This is a genomic window from Dinoroseobacter sp. S76 (genome assembly GCF_049801095.1).
GTDB lineage: Bacteria > Pseudomonadota > Alphaproteobacteria > Rhodobacterales > Rhodobacteraceae > Dinoroseobacter.
In genome coordinates this window covers 468,151-485,821 of sequence record NZ_JBNAGH010000001.1, presented here as the reverse complement: position 1 = coordinate 485,821, position 17,671 = coordinate 468,151, and the positions used below count along the sequence as shown (strand labels likewise).

General features: G+C 64.8%; 17 protein-coding genes. 5 read left to right on the top strand and 12 right to left on the bottom strand.

Translation table 11 applies throughout. The features are described 5' to 3' along the window. Positions 1-35: 35 nt before the first annotated feature. On the bottom strand, positions 36-1,661 hold the full coding sequence (locus ACP153_RS02295; protein WP_424969357.1) for an AMP-binding protein: 1,626 nt from the start codon (positions 1,659-1,661) through the stop codon (positions 36-38). Positions 1,662-1,740: 79 nt separating this feature from the next. Between ACP153_RS02295 and ACP153_RS02290 the strand changes: the two genes are divergently transcribed. Then, entirely contained in the window at positions 1,741-2,658 is a 918-nt protein-coding gene (locus tag ACP153_RS02290; RefSeq protein WP_424969356.1) for a DMT family transporter, read from the top strand. On the opposite strand, the gene ACP153_RS02285 is transcribed toward ACP153_RS02290, so the two are convergent. From ACP153_RS02285 to ACP153_RS02255, 7 genes are all read right to left on the bottom strand, one after another. Then, the gene (locus ACP153_RS02285; protein ID WP_424969355.1) at positions 2,655-3,590 is read right to left on the bottom strand and encodes an FUSC family protein; all 936 of its coding nucleotides are present in this window, start codon (positions 3,588-3,590) and stop codon (positions 2,655-2,657) included. The two genes, ACP153_RS02290 and ACP153_RS02285, sit on opposite strands and share 4 nt — an antisense overlap. Positions 3,591-3,633: 43 nt before the next feature. Then, on the bottom strand, positions 3,634-5,844 hold the full coding sequence (locus tag ACP153_RS02280) for a 3-hydroxyacyl-CoA dehydrogenase NAD-binding domain-containing protein (RefSeq protein ID WP_424969354.1): 2,211 nt from the start codon (positions 5,842-5,844) through the stop codon (positions 3,634-3,636). Positions 5,845-5,858: 14 nt separating this feature from the next. Next, positions 5,859-7,070 (bottom strand): acetyl-CoA C-acetyltransferase, encoded by a 1,212-nt coding sequence (locus tag ACP153_RS02275; protein WP_424969353.1) that lies wholly within the window; start codon positions 7,068-7,070, stop codon positions 5,859-5,861. Positions 7,071-7,081: 11 nt separating this feature from the next. Further along, positions 7,082-7,717 carry a glutathione S-transferase family protein gene (locus ACP153_RS02270; RefSeq protein WP_424969352.1) on the bottom strand — a complete coding sequence of 212 codons (636 nt, stop codon included), beginning with the start codon at positions 7,715-7,717 and terminating at the stop codon, positions 7,082-7,084. Positions 7,718-7,931: 214 nt separating this feature from the next. Beyond that, positions 7,932-9,077, bottom strand: a complete 1,146-nt coding sequence (locus ACP153_RS02265) for an acyl-CoA dehydrogenase family protein (protein WP_424969351.1) — start codon at positions 9,075-9,077, stop codon at positions 7,932-7,934. A gap of 210 nt (positions 9,078-9,287) precedes the next feature. Then, a complete protein-coding gene (locus ACP153_RS02260; protein ID WP_424969350.1) occupies positions 9,288-11,066 on the bottom strand; it encodes an acyl-CoA dehydrogenase C-terminal domain-containing protein in 1,779 nt (592 codons plus the stop codon). Between the two features lie 28 nt (positions 11,067-11,094). Beyond that, complete coding sequence (locus ACP153_RS02255) at positions 11,095-11,496, bottom strand: MerR family transcriptional regulator (RefSeq protein WP_424969349.1); 402 nt, start codon at positions 11,494-11,496, stop codon at positions 11,095-11,097. Positions 11,497-12,085: 589 nt separating this feature from the next. Here ACP153_RS02255 and ACP153_RS02250 point away from each other — a divergent pair. After that, positions 12,086-13,114 (top strand): hypothetical protein, encoded by a 1,029-nt coding sequence (locus ACP153_RS02250; protein WP_424969348.1) that lies wholly within the window; start codon positions 12,086-12,088, stop codon positions 13,112-13,114. Between the two features lie 12 nt (positions 13,115-13,126). Here ACP153_RS02250 and ACP153_RS02245 read toward each other — a convergent pair whose 3' ends face one another. Next, positions 13,127-13,495, bottom strand: coding sequence for a MerR family transcriptional regulator (locus tag ACP153_RS02245; protein ID WP_424969347.1), 369 nt, complete (start codon positions 13,493-13,495; stop codon positions 13,127-13,129). Between the two features lie 104 nt (positions 13,496-13,599). Between ACP153_RS02245 and ACP153_RS02240 the strand changes: the two genes are divergently transcribed. From ACP153_RS02240 to ACP153_RS02230, 3 genes are read left to right on the top strand one after another with little or no spacing between them, the layout of a single operon-like run. After that, complete coding sequence (locus ACP153_RS02240; RefSeq protein ID WP_424969346.1) at positions 13,600-14,037, top strand: PaaI family thioesterase; 438 nt, start codon at positions 13,600-13,602, stop codon at positions 14,035-14,037. Further along, positions 14,034-14,567 carry a PaaI family thioesterase gene (locus ACP153_RS02235; RefSeq protein ID WP_424969345.1) on the top strand — a complete coding sequence of 178 codons (534 nt, stop codon included), beginning with the start codon at positions 14,034-14,036 and terminating at the stop codon, positions 14,565-14,567. The genes ACP153_RS02240 and ACP153_RS02235 overlap by 4 nt, the downstream gene beginning before the upstream one ends. Then, positions 14,560-15,894, top strand: a complete 1,335-nt coding sequence (locus ACP153_RS02230) for an MATE family efflux transporter (protein ID WP_424969344.1) — start codon at positions 14,560-14,562, stop codon at positions 15,892-15,894. The genes ACP153_RS02235 and ACP153_RS02230 overlap by 8 nt, the downstream gene beginning before the upstream one ends. Here ACP153_RS02230 and arsC read toward each other — a convergent pair. Genes arsC through ACP153_RS02215 form a run of 3 tightly spaced genes read right to left on the bottom strand, consistent with a single transcriptional unit; the run spans position 15,891 to position 17,628 of the window. Further along, entirely contained in the window at positions 15,891-16,238 is a 348-nt protein-coding gene (gene arsC / locus ACP153_RS02225; protein WP_424969343.1) for an arsenate reductase (glutaredoxin), read from the bottom strand. The genes ACP153_RS02230 and arsC overlap by 4 nt on opposite strands. Next, positions 16,235-17,293, bottom strand: coding sequence for a quinone-dependent dihydroorotate dehydrogenase (locus ACP153_RS02220; RefSeq protein WP_424969342.1), 1,059 nt, complete (start codon positions 17,291-17,293; stop codon positions 16,235-16,237). Before ACP153_RS02220 ends, arsC begins: the two co-directional genes overlap by 4 nt. Further along, positions 17,290-17,628: a DUF952 domain-containing protein gene (locus ACP153_RS02215; protein WP_424969341.1), complete on the bottom strand. Its 339-nt coding sequence runs from the start codon at positions 17,626-17,628 to the stop codon at positions 17,290-17,292. Before ACP153_RS02215 ends, ACP153_RS02220 begins: the two co-directional genes overlap by 4 nt. Positions 17,629-17,671: the final 43 nt, after the last annotated feature.

Sequence of the window (17,671 nt, the reverse complement as noted above, 5' to 3'; positions counted from 1 at the left end):
GCGTCCTCTGACCGTCCAAGAGGCGGGGCGCTGGTTCAGATCCCGGCCGCGGTCTTGCGCAGCTCGAACTTCTGGATCTTGCCCGTGGACGTCTTGGGAAGCTCTTGAAACACAACCTTTTTCGGCGTCTTGAAGCCTGCGAGCCGTTCGCGTGCAAAGGCGATGATCTCGTCCTCTTCGGCCTTTGCCCCATCCTTCAACTCAATAAAGGCGCAAGGAACCTCACCCCATTTTGTATCCGGCTTGGCGACAACGGCGCAGAGCAACACCGCCGGGTGGTGCATGAGCACCCCTTCGACCTCCACCGAGGAGATGTTCTCGCCGCCGGAGATGATGATGTCCTTGGCGCGATCCGCGATCTGGATATAGCCGTTGGGGTGCTGCAGGGCGATGTCCCCGGAGTGGAAATAGCCCCCGGCGAAAGCTTCTTCGGTCGCGGAGGGGTTCTTGTAGTACCCCTTCATCACCGAGTTGCCGCGCATCATGATCTCGCCCGTGGTGGTCGCATCCATGGGGATCTGGCGCATCTCCGCATCCATCACGGTGATATGCTCCATCTGGGGCAGGGCGACGCCCTGGCGGGCCTTGATCGCGGCGCGGTCCCCTTGGGGCAGATCGGACCAGGCCGGATCCCAGACGCATTCTGTGACATGGCCATAGGTTTCGGTGAGCCCGTAAACCTGGGTGACGTTGAAGCCCAACTCCTCGATGGCGGCGAGCGTTGCTGCGGCGGGGGGCGCGCCAGCGGTCATCACCTCGACCGTGTGCTCAAAAGGACGACGGGCGCTTTCGGGCGCGTTGACGATCATGTTGAGCACGATGGGCGCGCCGCCGAAATGGGTCACGCCATGCTCGGCAATCGCCCCATAGATCGCATCCGCCGTCACGTCGCGACAACAGACGACCGTGCCGCCGACCATGGGCATCATCCAGCTGTGGTTCCAGCCATTGCAGTGAAAGAGCGGCACGATGGCCATCCAGCGCGGATAGAGCACCATGCGCCAGGACACCACCGTGCCCATTGTCATCAGATAGGCGCCGCGATGGTGATAGACCACGCCCTTGGGCCGCCCGGTCGTACCGGAGGTGTAGTTGAGCGCGAGGCTCTCCCACTCATCCTCGGGCATGTGCCAGGCGAAGTCCGGATCACCGCCCGCGAGAAACGTCTCGTATTCCGGATAGGTGCCGGTCGCGTGCACCCCGGCGGCGTCATCGGCCACCTCGATCAGCATCGGGGCCGGGCCTTCCATCTGCTCGCAGGCGGCCACGGCCAGGGGCAGGAATTGCGGATCGACCAGCACCTGTTTCGCGCCGCCATGGGCGAAGATATAGGCGACCGTATCCACATCGAGCCGGATGTTGATTGTGTTGAGCACGGCGCCGCAGGCTGGCACGCCAAAATGCGCCTCGACCATAGCGGGGACATTGGGCAGCAGCGTGGCGACCACATCCCCCGGCGCGATCCCGGCCTGGGCCAGCGCCGAGGCCAGCCGCGAAACCCGACCGTGATACTCCGCATAGTCGCAGCGCCGGGCGCCATAGATCCAGGCGTCATGGCTGGCATAGACCTGCGCGGCCCGTTGCAAATGGCTCAGAGGGGTGAGGGGCACATGGTTCGCCGCACATTTCCCCAGCCCGGTCTCGTCCGTCAGCCAACCCATGATGTCCTCCCAGTGTTTTTTTCCGAATAGACGTGGAGTGTGGGCCATGGTCAACTCCGCGCGACACGAAAGGACCCCCATGGCGCAATCTGCAAACCGCGTTCCGGCCGCCGCCGGGCTCATTCTGGCGGCGATGCTGATCATCGGGTTCATCGACAACTATGTGCGCGTGATCGCCGAGGATGCAGGGCTCTGGCAGTTCCACGCGGTGCGCAGCGCCATGGTGCTGCCCGCGCTGGGCCTGTTGGCGCTGGCCTTTGGCTGGCCGCTCCGCGCCCAGCGGCTCTGGGCGGTGCTGGTGCGCTCGGCGCTGATGGCGACCTCGATCCTGCTCTATTTCGGGGCGGTGGCCGTGCTGCCGATCTCGACGGCGGGGGCGGGGCTCTTTACCTCGCCGATCTTCGTACTCCTCCTGAGCATCGGGCTCTTCGGCGCGCGGGTCGGACCCTGGCGCGCGGGGGCGGTGGCGGTCGGGTTCGCGGGCGTGCTCTTGGTGCTGCAACCGGGTGGCGACGCGTTCACGCCCGTGGCGATCATCCCTGTGCTGGCGGGCGCGCTTTATGCTGCCGGGTCTCTGGCGACGCGGCGCCTTTGCGCCGAGGAAAGCCCCTATTGCCTCACATGGTGGTTCTTTGCGCTGCTGCTGGTCTACGGGCTGGCAGGGCTGGGCGTTCTGGCGGTCACAGGCTGGGGCGGGGCGCCCGAGACGGCGAGCTTTTTCGGCACAGGGTGGCAACCGATGACGGGTCGCTTCCTTGCATTGACAGTGCTGCAGGCGGTGGGATCGCTGATCGCGGTCGGGTTTCTCGTGCGCGCCTACCAGATCGCGGATCCGAGCTATGCCTCGGTCTTTGAATACAGCTTCCTGCTCTTTGCCGGGATCTGGGGCTATATCCTCTGGAGCGAGGTGCCCGGGCTCCTCGCCTTTGCAGGGATCTGCTGCATTCTGGCGGCCGGCACGGTGATCATCCTGCGCGGACGTCAGGCGCAGGACTAGCGCCCGGGCGGAGAGAGGCCCGGATTGATCCGCCCGACCAACCGCCAGCCCAGGGCGATGGCACTGACCAGCCCCATGGCAATAGCGACCGCGAGCAGCACCGCCTCGATCCGCCACAGGATCCCGTCCGACCCGAGCGCGTTGATCAGGAGCACCGCCGAGGTGAAGGCCGCCGTGGACCAGGGCGCCGGATGGGGCAGGTAGCGCAGGCCCAGCACCACCATCAGAAGCGTGAGGGGCAAGGTGACCGAGGCCGCCGGGTGAAACCACGTAAGCAGCATGGCGCAGCCCGATCCCAGCACCGCGCCCAGCGCGTAGCTGACCGCGTGCCGGTGGCTCTGGTGGGGCGGCGAGAGCGCGCGCAGGATGAAGAGGAGCACCACCCAATAGCCATATTTCTCATCGATCCAAGCAGTGATCTGCGCGGACACGAAGATGCCCGCCAGCAGGAAAAGCGCCAATGAGACGGCGACTTGGCCTTCCACCGGGGGCTGTGCCGCTTGGCCCGCAAAGCGAAAGAGCGCGGTGGCCAGTGCGCCCCAGAGAAGCCCCGCGGCGACAAAGGGCAGGGCCTCCAGCGGGGTGGGCATGGTAGGGGCGAGGACAAGCGCGCTCCACCCGTAAAGCGCCAGCACGAAAGCCCGCCCGCCCGGGCGCCAGGCCTCCCAGGCGGCTCCGCCGATCAGCGCCAATGTGCAGGCCCAGATCGTCAGGGGGCCGGGCGCGAGGGACAGGGCTGCAATCGCGGCAAGGAGCGCGCCCGCGGCCAGATAGGCCACCCGTCGCTGGCCCAGCACATGCCCGCCAAAGGCCGGGATGAGCCCCACAACCAAAGTGACCCCACCAAAGGCGGGGCCAAAAAAGATCACGATGGGCGCGACCAGCAATGCCCAGGCACCGAGGACGGCCAGCAAGATGCGCCAGGGGAGCACACGCGCCCCCGGCGCGGGGGCAGACGCGGCCTCCGCCGCCATATCAGGCCGCGGCAGCCGCTGTGTCTGCGCCGAACCGTCCGTAGAAGGTCTCGCCCTTCTCGGCCATCTCCCGCAGGAGGGCCGGGGTGGTGAAGCGCGCGCCATGGGTCTCGGTCAGCGCATCGCAGATCTCGACCGCGCGAGCCGCCCCGATCATGTCGAGCCAACTCAGCGGACCACCGGACCAAGGGGCAAAGCCCCAGCCGAGGATCGCGCCCACATCGCCCTCGCGGATATCCATCAGGACCCCGTCTTCGAGCGCGCGAACCGCCTCCAGTACCTGCGCCATCAGCAAACGGTGCTGCACGGTGGTGAGCTCCGGCTGATCCGCGGCTTCGGCGTAGTGATCGCCCAGACCCTCCCAGAGCAAGCCGCGCTTGCCCTTTTCATCGTAGGCATAGAAGCCCGAATTGGACTTGCGGCCCAGCCGACCTTCATCGGCCATCCAGAAGAGGACCTCATCCACGGCTTCATCCGGGTAGGCGTCGCCCATGGCGGCCTTGGTGGCCTTGGCGATCTTCACGCCCAGATCGATGGAGGTCTCATCCACCAGCTGCAGCGGTCCGAGCGGCATGCCCACAAGCTTCGCGGCGTTCTCGACCAGGGCCGGGGTGACGCCCTCGGCCACCATGCGGATCCCTTCGTTGATATAGGGAATGATGCAGCGATTGGCGTAGAAGAAGCGCGCGTCATTGACCACGATCGGCGTCTTGCGGATCTGGCGCACATAGTCGAGCGCCTTGGCCACGGCCACATCGCCGGTCTCCTTGCCTTTGATGATTTCCACCAGCAGCATCTTGTCCACGGGCGAGAAGAAGTGGATGCCGATGAACTGCTCCGGCCGGGCACTCGCCTTGGCCAGATCAGAGATCGGCAGGGTCGAGGTGTTGGTGGCAAAGATCGCATCCGACGGGATCACGGCCTCGGCTTTCGCGGTCACCTCGGCCTTGACGCCGGGATCCTCGAACACCGCCTCGACCACCAGATCGCAGCCCTCAAGGGCGGCGTAGTCGGTGGTCGCGGTGATGCGGGCCAGAACCTCTTCCTTCTTCTCCGCCGTCACCTTTTTGCGGGAGATCCCCTTGTCGAGAATGCTCGCTGAATAAGCCTTGCCGCGATCCGCGCTCTCTTGCGCCGCGTCGATCAGAACGACCTCGATCCCGGCATTGGCGGAGACATAGGCAATGCCCGCCCCCATCATGCCCGCGCCGAGAATGCCGACCTTCTTGACCTTCTGATCGGCCACATCCGCGGGACGCACGGCCCCTTTCTCCAGCGCCTCCTTGTTGATGAAGAGCGACCGGATCATCGCCGAGGAGGACGGGTTCATCAGCACATTGGTGAACCAGCGCGCCTCGATCTTCAGCGCGGTGTCGAAGGGCACCATGGCGCCTTCATAGACCGCGCTCAGGAGCGCCTTGGCCGCCGGATAAACCCCTTGGGTCTTGGAATGGATCATCGCGGAGGCCCCCACGAAGGTCATGAAGCCCGCCGGGTGATAAGGCGCGCCGCCCGGGAACTTGTATCCCTTCTGATCCCAGGGCTTCACGATGTCGGCGTCCTTGGCCGAAAGGACCCAGGCCTTGGCGGCCGCCTGAAGCTCCTCCGCCGGAACGACCTCGTCCACGATCCCGGCCAGCTTGGCCTTCTTGGGCTCGCTCAGTTTGCCTTCGAGCAGGATCGGCGCTGCCTGCATCGCGCCCAGCTTGCGCGAGACGCGCATGGTGCCGCCCGCGCCGGGGAAGATGCCGACCATGATCTCCGGCAGGCCGATCTTGGCCTTGGGGTTATCGGCAGCAAAGATCCGGTGGCAGGCCAGCGGGATCTCAAGCCCGATGCCAAGCGCCGTGCCGGGCAGGGCGGCGGCAATCGGCTTGCCGCCCTTGTTGGTCTTGGGGTCCATGCCTGCGCGCTCGATCTTGCGCAGGATGCCATGCATGGCCATCACGCCCTCAAAGAGCCCACGCGCCGGATCGTCGCCCGCGTCTTCCTTCATCTTGGCGATGACATTGAGGTCCATACCCCCGGCAAAGCTGTCCTTGCCCGAGGTGATGATGATCCCCTTCACGGCCTCATCGGCCAGCGCCTGATCCACCAGGGCATCGAGATCCTCGAAGCCCTTCTGGTTCATGACGTTCATCGACTTGCCCTGGACATCCCAGGTGATGGTGGCGACGCCGTCGGCGTCCGTGCTCATGGTAAAATCGGTCATCTCTCGTCTCTCCCTCACACGCGCTCGATGATGGTGGCGGCACCCATGCCGGACGCGACGCAGAGGGTCGCGAGGCCGGTGCCCTTGCCCGTGCGCTCCAGCTCGTCGAGCAGGGTGCCGAGGATCATCGCGCCTGTCGCGCCCAGCGGGTGCCCCATAGCGATCGAGCCGCCATTCACATTGACCTTGTCATGATCCACATCGAAGGCCTGCATGAAGCGCAAAACCACCGAAGAGAAGGCCTCGTTAACTTCGAATAAATCAATGTCCGAGATGCTCATTCCTGAATCGGCCAGGATTTTTTCAGTGGCGGGAACAGGCCCGGTCAACATGATCGTGGGATCCGTGCCGATTTTGCAGGTCGCCTTGATCCGGGCGCGGGGCTTGAGGCCGTGAGCCTCACCGAATTCCTTGTTGCCGATCAGAAGGGCTGCGGCCCCATCCACGATACCGCTCGAGTTCCCCGCATGGTGGATATGCTCGATCTTCTCGAGATGCGGGTATTTCATCATTGCAACCTTGTCGAAGCCGGGCATCTGCTCGCCCATGTCCTTGAAGGCAGGCTTCAGCCCGCCCAAGGACTGCATATCCGTCTGGGGGCGCATGTATTCGTCATGGTCGAGAATGCTCAAACCGTTCTGGTCACGCACGGTGAAGATCGACTTCTCGAAGCGGTTATCCTCCCAGGCCGCATGGGCGCGCTGCTGGCTGGCCACGGCGAGTTGATCGGCATCATCGCGGGAGAAGCCGTATTCGGTGGCAATGATATCCGCCGAGATGCCTTGCGGCACGAAGTAGGTCTTCATCGCGACACTCGGATCCGCGGCAATCGCGGCCCCGTCGGAGCCCATGGGCACGCGGCCCATCATCTCGACCCCACCGGCGATATAGGCGTCACCGCCACCGCCGCGTACCTGGTTCGCGGCGAGGTTCACGGCCTCAAGCCCGCTTGCACAGAACCGATTGATCGCAAGCCCCGGGATCCGCTCGTCGAGGTCCGAGGCAAGTACGGCGGTCCGCGCAAGGCAGCCGCCCTGTTCCATCACCTGGGTGACATTGCCCCAGATCACGTCTTCGACCGCGTGGCCCTCAAGCCCGTTGCGGTCCTTGAGCGCGTTGAGCGTCTGCGCCGAGAGGCTGACCGCGGTCACCTCATGCAGGCTGCCATCCTTGCGGCCCTTGCCCCGGGGGCTGCGGATCGCGTCGTAAATATAGGCTTCGGTCATGTGTCCTCCGTTCATGCCGCCACGCCGAAAGCGCGGGGCATCAGATCATAGGGGTGTTTCCAGCCGGGCAGGGCGGCGATGCCGTCGAGCCAGCGGTCGATATTCGGGAAGGCCTTGCGGTCAAAGCCGAAGGGCTCGTCATAATAGAGGTAGGCGCAGCAGGAGAGGTCCGCCGCGCTCAGCGCCTCGCCCACCAGCCAGTCGCGCCCGGCAAGTGCTGCATCGAGGGTCTTGTAGGCCCCGGCGCAGCGGCCCTGGGCCCAGCCGATCACCTCGGCGGAGCGTTTCTCCTCAGGGACGAAATTCATCAGGAAGCGCGTGATCCCGACCATGGAGGACATCTTGTGATTGTCCCACAGGACCCAGCGCAGGACCTCGCGCCGGATCGCCGGGTCATGCAGGCCAAAGCGCCCGGTCTTTTCCGACAGGTGGTCGAGGATCACGCCCGATTGGCTGAGCACGGTCTCGCCATCCTCGAGCACCGGGCATTCGCCCATCTCGTTGAGGGCCATATGCTCGGGCGCTCGGGTGCCGCCGCGAAAGAAATCCACATAGACCGGTGTCCAGTCGAGCTCCGCCAGATTGAGCGCGAGCGCTACTTTGTAGGAGTGCCCGGACTCGCCGAAACAATGCAATTTGAGGGTCATGCGAAGGCTCCTGTCCTATCCGAGGCACGGGCGCAAAAAGAAATGGGAGTCTGTGACATGGGTTTACCTGTCCTTAAGGCGCTCTTGGGTAAATCGGAGCCATGGACCTGGTTCAGATGCCCCTGATCGGGTTCTCCCAAGGCCCTTCGGTTGTCCGCTCCCCCGTATGCCAACCGAAGGGCCGCTCCAGCTTTCGCGGTCCGGGTCATGCGGGTCACAGGGCTCTCCCGATCAGTTCCTTCATGATCTCGTTCGTGCCGCCATAGATCCGCTGCACGCGGGCATCGGTCCACATCTGGGCGATGTCATACTCGGCCATGTAGCCATAGCCGCCATGGAGCTGCACGCATTCGTCGATCACCTCGCCTTGCGTGTCGGTGATCCAGTATTTCGCCATCGCGGCCTTTTCGACACTGAGCTTGCCCTCCATATGCTCGGCGATGCATTCGTTGAGGAAGGCGCGGGCCACGGTTGTCTTGGTCTGACACTCGGCCAGTTTGAAGCGTGTGTTCTGAAACTTGAGGATCGGGCCACCAAAGGCCTGCCGCTCCTTGGCGTAGTCGATGGTGCGCTGCACGGCGCCTTCCATGGCGCCCACCGCACCGGCAGCGATGATCAGACGCTCCTGCGGGAGCTGGTTCATCATCTGGTAAAAACCGCGGCCTTCTTCCCCTCCGAGCAGGTTCTCTGGCGGGATCTCCACATTGTCAAAGAAGAGCTCCGAGGTGTCCGAGGCATGCAGGCCCACCTTGTGCAGGTTGCGCCCGCGCGAGAAGCCTTCGGCCCCTTCCGTCTCCAGCACGACCAGCGAGACGCCCTTGGCGCCAGCACTCGGGTCGGTCTTCGCGGCCACTACGATCAGATCCGCATGCTGGCCATTGGTGATAAAGATCTTGGAGCCGCTCAGCCGGTAGGTGTTGCCATCCTTCACCGCCTTGGTCTTGATCCCCTGCAGGTCAGAGCCAGCGCCCGGCTCGGTCATGGCCAGAGCGCCGACCATCTCGCCCGAGACCATCTTGGGCAGCCATTTCTGCTTCTGCTCTTCGGAGCCATAGGCAAGGATGTAATGGGCGACGATCCCGGAATGGATCCCATGCCCCGCCCCCCAGGAGGACAGGTTCGCCCGCGCGATCTCGGTCAGGATTGCCGCCTCATGGCCGAAATCCCCGCCGGGCCCGCCATATTCCTCAGGGACAGAGGGGCAGAGGAGGCCCAACGCACCGGCCTCCTGCCAGATCTCGCGATCCATCTCGCCCTGCTCGCGCCAGCGGTCGAATTTCGGGGCCCACTCGGTGGTGATGAAGCTGTAGGTCATCTCCGAGAGCATCTGATGCTCTTCGGTCATCCATGTGGTCGTCATCGCGGCTCTCCCCTTCTGCGCGGACCCGGGCGGTCCGGCGCCTCCTGCTGTTTATGATGTCCGGAGTATGGTCATTGCCACCCCGGTTTGAGTACCTCAAAGATCGGGAAAGCCGAGCCTGTGACGCTGCGTTTCCGCCGCGCGGAGGGCCTTGGCTTTCCCGATCTCCTCCCTGTCCGTCACCCCGCAGCTGCGCGGGGCGATCTCGTCTCAGAAATTGGCGGCGTCCAGCGCCATCACCGGCTCGGCCCCGGTGGTGATCCGCGCCAGATGGGTGCTGGTCATGGGCAGCTGGCGGGACATGTAGTAGCGGCCCGTGGCGATCTTGGTCTCGTGGAACTGGGTGTCCGTGTCGCCCGCCTCAAGCGCCGCCATGGAGGCCTTGGCCATCTTCGCCCACATCAGCCCGAGGCAGACATGCCCGAAGAGATGCATGAAGTCATAGCTGCCCGAGAGCGCGTTATTGGGGTTCTTCATGCCGTTCTGCATGAAGTACATGCCCGCCGCCTGCAGGTCCTTGGAGGCCGCCTTGAGCGGGTCGAGGAAGCCCTCCTTCAGGGCGGCGTTGTCCTCGTTCTCCTTCAGGAAGGTTTTGACCATGTCGAAGAAGGCCATGACGGTCTTGCCGCCATTCAGGCCCAGCTTGCGCCCGACGAGGTCGAGGGACTGGATCCCGTTGGTGCCCTCATAGATCATGGCGATCCGCGCATCGCGGACGAACTGCTCCAGACCCCATTCCTTGGTGAAGCCGGACCCGCCGAGGGTCTGCTGGGCCAGAACCGTGGTCTCGAAGCCCTTGTCGGTCAGGAAGCCCTTCATCACCGGGATCAGGAGCGAGATCATCGCATCCGCCTCGGCATCCTTCGATCGGTGGGCTTCGTCGATCAGGGTCGCGCCCCAGAAGACCAGCGCGCGCGCCGCCTCGACGAAAGACTTCTGATCCATCAGGTTCCGGCGCACATCCGGATGGACGATGATCGGATCCGCGGGCTTCTCGGGCGCCTGCACGCCGGTCACATCGCGGCCCTGCAGACGATCCCGGGCAAAACCGAGCGCGTTCTGATAGGCGATGTCGCCCTGGGCATAACCCTGCAGCGCCACCGAGAGGCGGGCCTCGTTCATCATGGTGAACATCGCCCGCAGGCCCTTGTGCATCTCACCCACGAGGAAGCCCGTGGCCTCGTCATAGTTCATCACGCAGGTGGCGTTGCCGTGGATGCCCATCTTGTGCTCGAGCCCACCGCAGGAGACCGCGTTGCGATCGCCGAGGCTGCCATCTTCATTAACCATGAATTTCGGCACGATGAAGAGCGAGATGCCCTTCACGCCCTCGGGGCCGCCGGGGATCTTGGCCAGAACCAGATGGATGATGTTCTCGGACATGTCGTGCTCGCCGGCCGAGATCCAGATTTTCTGGCCGGAGATCTTGTAGGTCCCGTCTTCCTGGGGCTCCGCCTTGGTGCGGATCAGGCCCAGATCCGTACCGCATTGCGGCTCGGTCAGGTTCATGGTGCCGGTCCAGGTGCCCGCGATCATGCTGGGCAGGTAGGTCGCCTTCTGCTGATCCGAGGCGTGCTCGGCCAGGGCGGACATCGCGCCATGGGTCAGGCCGTTATACATCTGGAACGCCATGTTGGCGGCCGAGAACATCTCGCCCGTGGCCGTCTGCAGGATATAGGGCATGCCCTGACCGCCATAGTCGGGATCCATATCGAGCCCGGTCCAGCCGCCTTCGCACATCAGCTTATAGGCGTCCTTGAATCCCTCCGGCGTGCGCACCACCCCGTTCTCCAGCACACAGCCCTGGGCATCGCCCACGGTGTTCAGCGGATGGAGCACTTCGGTGGCCAGCTTGCCCGCCTCCTCCAGCACGGCACTGGTGAACTCGGCATCAAGCTCGTCATAGCCGGGAATGCCGCTCTGCGAGACGTTGAGCACGTCGTGAAGCAGGAACTGCATATCCTTCGTCGGGGCGGTATAGCTGGGCATGGGCCTCTCCGTTGATCCTCGCGCGCGCTCAGGCGGCGGCTTCTTTTTCCTTCAGGGAGTCGATCATCTTCGCCCCCCAATCGAGTTGCTCCTTGAGATCGTCGATGGCCTCGTCCAGCTCTTCGCGCTGACGCTCCATATCCGCGAGCCGTTGCTGCGCGATCTCATAGGTTTTTGACAATTGCGTGAGCTGACGGTCGCCCCGGTCGTAGAGATCGAGCAGCTGACGGATCTCCTCGAGGCTAAAACCAAAGCGCTTTCCGCGCAGGATCAGCTTCAGGCGTGCCCGGTCCCGGCGGGTGAAAAGACGCTTCTGGCCTTCACGAACGGGAAAGAGCAGTTCCTTGGATTCGTAGAACCGCAGCGTGCGCGGAGTCACATCGTAGATTTCGCACATGTCGCGGATCGTGGTGTAGTCAGTCTGGGTCATGTTACATCTCACTTGTCAGGTACACGCTGCATGTGACCCGACATGCATTAGGTTACAAGAACAGTTGACGTTTACGTAACAGGGACGTCACGTCATTTCGTGAGCGACCCGGCGTTAAGTCATTTTCTTAAGGTAAATAGGGGATCCGGCGCGAATCTGCCCTTTGGTCACCATGGTCATTTTGCGCAGATTTCCGGGCACCGAGACCTGTGACGCAGGGGGAGGGAGAGGGCGGTGGCGCGCGTGGCTGTCTCCCGCAACCCGGCGGCGCGCGCGGTTTGGATCGACCAGACTTGCGCCATCAAGATCCCGAGTTCTGCGCTTTGGCCGATGCGCAGGTCCTGGGCTCTGACCCGCGCGGGGTGGTCGGTCCGCCAAGTCGGTGAGACGGTCCGGCTGATCCATCTGTCCAAACGCGACACGCGACATCCCTCAAGAGATGTAAGTCCGCCAAAGCGATTTGAAGGCGAGGCTCCGCCGAGACCAATACAGACCAATATCTTTCTTAACGTTTCAGAAAATCTGACTTAGATAGCGTTGTGGCCCGCCGCTTTTCCGTATGGCGGGTTGAGTGTACGAAGGCAGATTAATGACGATTTATATAGTAGGCAGCTCCTCCACCGTGATGCATGGCGGTTGGGCTGATCAATTCGCCCTCAAGATGGTGCGCCGTTATCCGGTTCGGAATTCGGCGATCAGTGCGGCGAGCACGCTGATGTCTCTCATCCGCATGAAGCAGGATCCGCCCTATGAGCCGGGCGATACAGTGCTCTGGTCGGGCTGCGTCGCCGATGCCACCGCGCTCAGCGCCGGGGGCTTCACCGATGGCAGCCTTCTGCATTACCTCGAAGAGATGATCCGCCACGTGGCCGATTGCGGAGCGAGCTTTCTGCCGATCCTGATCGACACCTGGAAGGCGGATATGAACAATGAGCAGCGCCCCTACAAGGACGCGCTGCTGGAGCTCTTCAATCATTACGGGCTGGCCTGGGTCGATATCACTGAAGAATACGAGCGGGACACGGGGCTCGCGGAGCTGCCGCGCCAATTCTTCAACGCCACGGGCCATATCCACGCCAATTCCGACATGACCCGCTTCATCGGGGATCTCGCGGCGGAGGCCGTGGATGCCGGGCTTGCGCGTCTCCCCGAAGGCGACCCGGTCTATGTGGATCCGGAGCGCAAGCTTCAGGTCGTGTCGGTCTTCGCCCCCGAGAGCAAGGCCGAGGCGTTCCGCAACCGTGTGGTCAACACCACCCTCTGGGAGCCGGGCGTGACCCTGCCGCCCGAGGGGCGTCCCGCCGGGGATCTGGACCTGGAGGCCGTGGTCTTCATGGCTGTGCCCGAGGGCGGTGCCGTGGATCTCAGCGTCGGAGACGAGACCGTCACGCTCTCGGCGCGCTGCACGGTGGGGGCGGGCAATTGGCAGATGATGCTGACGGCATACCTGCCGAACATGACCGGCGCGCCCCTCCATGTGCCCGAGGGGGCCACAATCACCACCGCCTGGACCACCGAAGCCAAGACCGTGGAGCCGGATCTGATGTTCCATCCCGAACCCGGTGCGGGTCCGGGGCGGGCGCGGCTGGCGGCCATGGCGTTCCGGGCCTCCGCGTAAAGCGCGGCGGCATCAGGGCAGGGTCTTGGCGACCTTGTCCCGGAGCTCGGTCAACTCGTCGATCGCGGCATCGAGCTCCGCGCGCTCCTTGTGAAGCGCCTCGAGTTTCTCGGTGGCGCCATCGACCCAGACCCGGTTCTGGGCCTCGGTGCCCTCATTCTCATAGATCAGCAGCCATTGCCGGATCTCCTCCAGCGAGAAGCCGAACCGCCGTCCGCGCATGATCAGCTTCATCCGCGCCACCTCGCGCGGGGTGTAGAACCGGCTGCGACCTTCGCGGATCGGAGACAGGAGCTCGATATACTCATAATAGCGGAGCGTCCGCGGCGTTACGTCAAAGGCCGCGCACATGTCCTTGAAGCTCAGAGTGTCCTCCGCCATGCTCCCTCCCCAAGGCTGCGGTGTTCGTCCGAGTTCTTTTGTGCCCGCCCGGTGGCGTCTGTGCAAGGGGCCGGACCGGGCTCGGCAAGGAAGCGAAGGGCCCCATGAGCACAGACCCCCAAACCGACAAGGCGCGGATGGCGCGTCAATTTATCGAGATGATCCCCCATGCGCGGGCGCTCAACATGAGTGTTGAGGAGATCGGGGATGGGCTTGCCGTGATCTCGATGCCCTATGACGAACAGCTGGTGGGCGATACCAAGACCGGCGTGATCCATGGGGGCGCGGTCTCGGCGTTGATGGATACCTGTGGCGGGGCGGCGGTGGTCTGCCATCCGGATGCGCCGGGCGGGACGGCAACCATCGATTTGCGCATCGACTATATGCGCGCAGCCAAGCCCGGGGATCGGATCACGGCCCGGGCGGAGTGTCACCATATCACCCGCAACGTCGCCTTCGTGCGCGCCGTGGCCATGGATGGCGACCCGGACCACCCGGTAGCCATGGCGACCGGCGCTTTCACGGTGGAGCGTCCGAGATGAGCCGCAAACGCCCCGAACCCATGCAGGTGGTCAAGCAACGCCGCGACGCGGCCCTGCGCGCGCTGGTCGAAGGCGTGCCTTATATCCAATTCCTCGGCGTCTCCGTGGACCGGCGCGGGGATGAGCTCACGGCGCTCCTGCCTTTTGACGACAAGCTCATCGGCAATCCGATGCTGCCTGCGATCCATGGTGGCGTGACGGCGGCCTTTCTCGAGGTGACGGCCCAGATCGAGGTGAGCTGGGCCATGCTCTGGGATGATCTGGAGCGCGGCGCCATCGATGCCGAGACCCTGACCCCGGCCTCCTTGCCGCGCATGCCCAAGACGATTGACCTGACCGTGGACTACCTGCGCTCGGGCCTGCCGCGGGATGCCTATGCGCGGGCGCGGGTGACCCGGTCCGGGCGGCGCTATGCGACGGTGTTCGTCGAGGCATGGCAGGACAATCGCGAGCGCCCGATCGCCCAGGCCACGGTGCATTTCCTGATGCCCCGACGCGAGGCGGCGGACGCGCCTGCAAGCGATGGCTGAGACCGCAAATGCTGCGCCCGAGCGGCCTCTGACCCATCGCCGGGTGCTGCATATCGCGGTGCCGATCGTGCTCTCGAATGCGACCGTGCCGATCCTCGGCGCGGTGGACACGGGCGTGGTCGGCCAGATCGGCGAGGCGGCCCCGATCGGCGCGGTCGGCATCGGCGCGATCATCCTGACGGCGATCTACTGGATCTTCGGGTTCCTGCGCATGGGGACAAGTGGCCTTGTGGCCCAGGCGCTGGGCGCGGGGCAGCGCGACGAGGTCTCGGCACTTCTTTCGCGGGCCCTCCTGATCGGGTTCGGCGCCGGGCTGGCTTTGATCGTTTTGCAGAGCGCGCTCTTCTGGGGCGCCTTTCAAGTCTCCCCCGCCAGTCCCGAGGTCGAGGCCCTTGCCCGCGACTATATGGAGATCCGGATCTGGTCGGCCCCGGCGGCCATCGCGATCTATGGTCTGACGGGCTGGCTCATCGCGGCGGAACGGACCAAGGGCGTGCTCGTCCTGCAGCTCTGGATGAATGGGCTCAATATCGCGCTCGATCTGTGGTTCGTGCTCGGGCTCGGCTGGGGCGTGTCCGGCGTGGCCTTTGCCACCTTCCTCGCGGAATGGACCGGGCTGGCGCTGGGCCTGTGGCTCTGCCGGGATGCTTTCGCGCGACCGGCCTGGCGGCAGAGCGCGCTGGTCTTTGCCAAGGACCGGCTGGTGCAGATGGCGGCGGTGAATGGTGACATCCTGATCCGCTCGGTTCTGCTGCAGGCGGCCTTCGTGTCCTTCCTCTTTCTCGGCGCGGATCTGGGTGATGTGACCCTGGCAGCCAATCAGGTGCTGCTGCAATTCCTGCATGTGACCGCCTATGCGCTCGACGGGTTTGCCTTCGCCGCCGAGGCGCTGGTGGGGCAGGCCTATGGCGCGGGGGCGGTGGCGCGGCTGCGGCGCGCGGCCTGGATGACGAGCCTCTGGGGCGGAAGCACAGCGCTGGCTCTGGCGCTCGCCTTTGCCCTGCTGGGGCCGACAGTGATCGACATCATGACGACGTCCCCTGAGGTGCGGGAGACCGCGCGCAGCTACCTGCCCTGGATGGTGGCGGCCCCGGTGCTGGGCGTGGCGGCCTGGATGCTCGACGGGATCTTCATAGGGGCGACCCGGACGCGGGACATGCGCAACATGATGGCCCTGTCCTTCGGCATCTATTGCTGCACCGTCGCGCTGCTTTTGCCGAGTTTTGGCAATCACGGGCTCTGGGCTGCGATCACCGTGATGTTCGTGGTCCGCGCCATCACTTTGGGCTCGAAATACCCCGCATTAGAGCGCGCTGCGGGCGGCTAGACGATCTCAAGCACCCGCTCGGGTGGACGCCCGATCACCGCCTTGCCCCCGGCAAAGGCAATGGGTCGCTCGATCAGTTTGGGATTGGCGGCCATGGCCGCAAAGAGCGCGTCATCGCTGCTCTCGGCGTCAAGCCCGGCCTCGCCATAGGCCTTTTCCTTCACACGCATCATCCCGCGCACCGGGCCACCCAACCGCGCATGGACCGCGCGCAGCTCGGCCTCATCCGGTTCCTCGCTGAGATAGAGGCGCAGGGTCACATCATGCCCGGCCTCTTCCAGCAGGGCGAGGGCCGCCCGGGATTTCGAGCAGCGCGGGTTATGCCACAGCAGAACATCAGTCATAGCCAGTCCTCTCGTCCGGTGCCCACGGCCTCGGCGACGGTCGAGAACCCATCGCGGGCGAGCAGGGCGTCCAGCCCCTGGGCGATCTCGCTGGCGAGGCTGATGCCGCCATAAACCAGCGCGGTGTAAAGCTGCACCGCCGAAGCGCCCGCGCGGATCTTGGCGTAAGCTGCTTCGGCACTGTCCACGCCGCCCACGCCGATCAGGGGGATCGCGCCCTCGGTCAGTTGCGACAGCTGCGCGAGCACCCGGGTGGAGCGCTCAAAGAGCGGCGCGCCCGAGAGCCCACCCGCCTCGTCCCGATGGGCGGAGGCGAGCCCGTCCCGGCTCAGGGTCGTGTTCGTGGCGATGATCGCATGGATCCCGCTCGATTTTGCGACGGCTGCAATATCCGCGAGGCCTTCGGCGTCCATATCCGGCGCGATCTTCAGGAAGACGGGGATCGGGGTCGCGAGGGCGGCGCGCGCCTCCATCACCCCGGCCAGCAGCGCCTCAAGCGCCGCAGCCCCCTGCAGATCGCGAAGCTTTTCCGTGTTCGGGGAAGAGACATTCACCGTGGCGAAATCCACATGCGCCCCGCAGGTCGCGAGCACGCGGGCGAAATCTCCGGCTCGATCCTCGCTCGTCTTGTTCGCCCCGAGATTGAGGCCGATCACCGTGCCCTTGGGGCGCGCAGCGAGACGGGCAGCAATCGCCTCGGCCCCGTCATTGTTGAACCCGAACCGGTTGATCGCCGCGCGATCTTCGGTCAGCCGAAAGAGGCGCGGGCGCGGGTTGCCCGGCTGGGGCAGTGGGGTCGCCGCCCCCACTTCGAGAAACCCGAACCCTGTCTTTGCCAGCGGGGCGAGCGCCTCGGCATTCTTGTCGAACCCGGCGGCCAGACCCACGGGATTGGGCAGGCGCAGCCCGGCGATCTGCGTGCTGAGGCGCGGCGTCCGCACCGGCCCAGTTGAGGGGCCGAGCCCCGTGCGCAGGGCGCGCAGGGCCAGCCCATGGGCGGTCTCGGGGTCGAGCCGGGTGAGGGCCGCAAGCCCAAGCCGCTCCAGCGCGCTCATGGCAGCTCCTCAGGGAAGACATGGCCCCGGTCGCCCATGGGCAGGGCCGAGGTCCAGAGCACATCCGCCTTGGTCAGCGTCCGGTAGAGATGAGGAAAGAGCGCACCGCCCCGGGACGGCTCCCATTTCAGCGCCGCGCCCAGAGTGTCCGCCTCAAGCGCCAGAAGGACCAGATCGGTCTCGCCCGCGAAATGCTTGGCGGCGGTTTCGCGCACCTGCTCTGCAGTTGAGAAATGGATATAGCCATCGGTCAGATCGACCGGTGCGCCTGCGGTCTCGCCCGCGGCCAGAAACGCCTCATGTTCGGGCAGTCTGAAGATTTTATAGATCACCATGGCCCCTCTGTCGCGTGTCCGGCCCCCATGGTCAAGATCCGCC

Coding starts and splice junctions, on each gene's coding strand:
- ACP153_RS02295 (WP_424969357.1), bottom strand. CDS start 1,661: ATGGGTTGGCTGACGGACGAGACCGGGCTGGGGAAATGTGCGGCGAAC.
- ACP153_RS02290 (WP_424969356.1), top strand. CDS start 1,741: ATGGCGCAATCTGCAAACCGCGTTCCGGCCGCCGCCGGGCTCATTCTG.
- ACP153_RS02280 (WP_424969354.1), bottom strand. CDS start 5,844: ATGACCGATTTTACCATGAGCACGGACGCCGACGGCGTCGCCACCATC.
- ACP153_RS02275 (WP_424969353.1), bottom strand. CDS start 7,070: ATGACCGAAGCCTATATTTACGACGCGATCCGCAGCCCCCGGGGCAAG.
- ACP153_RS02270 (WP_424969352.1), bottom strand. CDS start 7,717: ATGACCCTCAAATTGCATTGTTTCGGCGAGTCCGGGCACTCCTACAAA.
- ACP153_RS02265 (WP_424969351.1), bottom strand. CDS start 9,077: ATGACGACCACATGGATGACCGAAGAGCATCAGATGCTCTCGGAGATG.
- ACP153_RS02260 (WP_424969350.1), bottom strand. CDS start 11,066: ATGCCCAGCTATACCGCCCCGACGAAGGATATGCAGTTCCTGCTTCAC.
- ACP153_RS02255 (WP_424969349.1), bottom strand. CDS start 11,496: ATGACCCAGACTGACTACACCACGATCCGCGACATGTGCGAAATCTAC.
- ACP153_RS02250 (WP_424969348.1), top strand. CDS start 12,086: ATGACGATTTATATAGTAGGCAGCTCCTCCACCGTGATGCATGGCGGT.
- ACP153_RS02245 (WP_424969347.1), bottom strand. CDS start 13,495: ATGGCGGAGGACACTCTGAGCTTCAAGGACATGTGCGCGGCCTTTGAC.
- ACP153_RS02240 (WP_424969346.1), top strand. CDS start 13,600: ATGAGCACAGACCCCCAAACCGACAAGGCGCGGATGGCGCGTCAATTT.
- ACP153_RS02235 (WP_424969345.1), top strand. CDS start 14,034: ATGAGCCGCAAACGCCCCGAACCCATGCAGGTGGTCAAGCAACGCCGC.
- ACP153_RS02230 (WP_424969344.1), top strand. CDS start 14,560: ATGGCTGAGACCGCAAATGCTGCGCCCGAGCGGCCTCTGACCCATCGC.
- arsC (WP_424969343.1), bottom strand. CDS start 16,238: ATGACTGATGTTCTGCTGTGGCATAACCCGCGCTGCTCGAAATCCCGG.
- ACP153_RS02220 (WP_424969342.1), bottom strand. CDS start 17,293: ATGAGCGCGCTGGAGCGGCTTGGGCTTGCGGCCCTCACCCGGCTCGAC.
- ACP153_RS02215 (WP_424969341.1), bottom strand. CDS start 17,628: ATGGTGATCTATAAAATCTTCAGACTGCCCGAACATGAGGCGTTTCTG.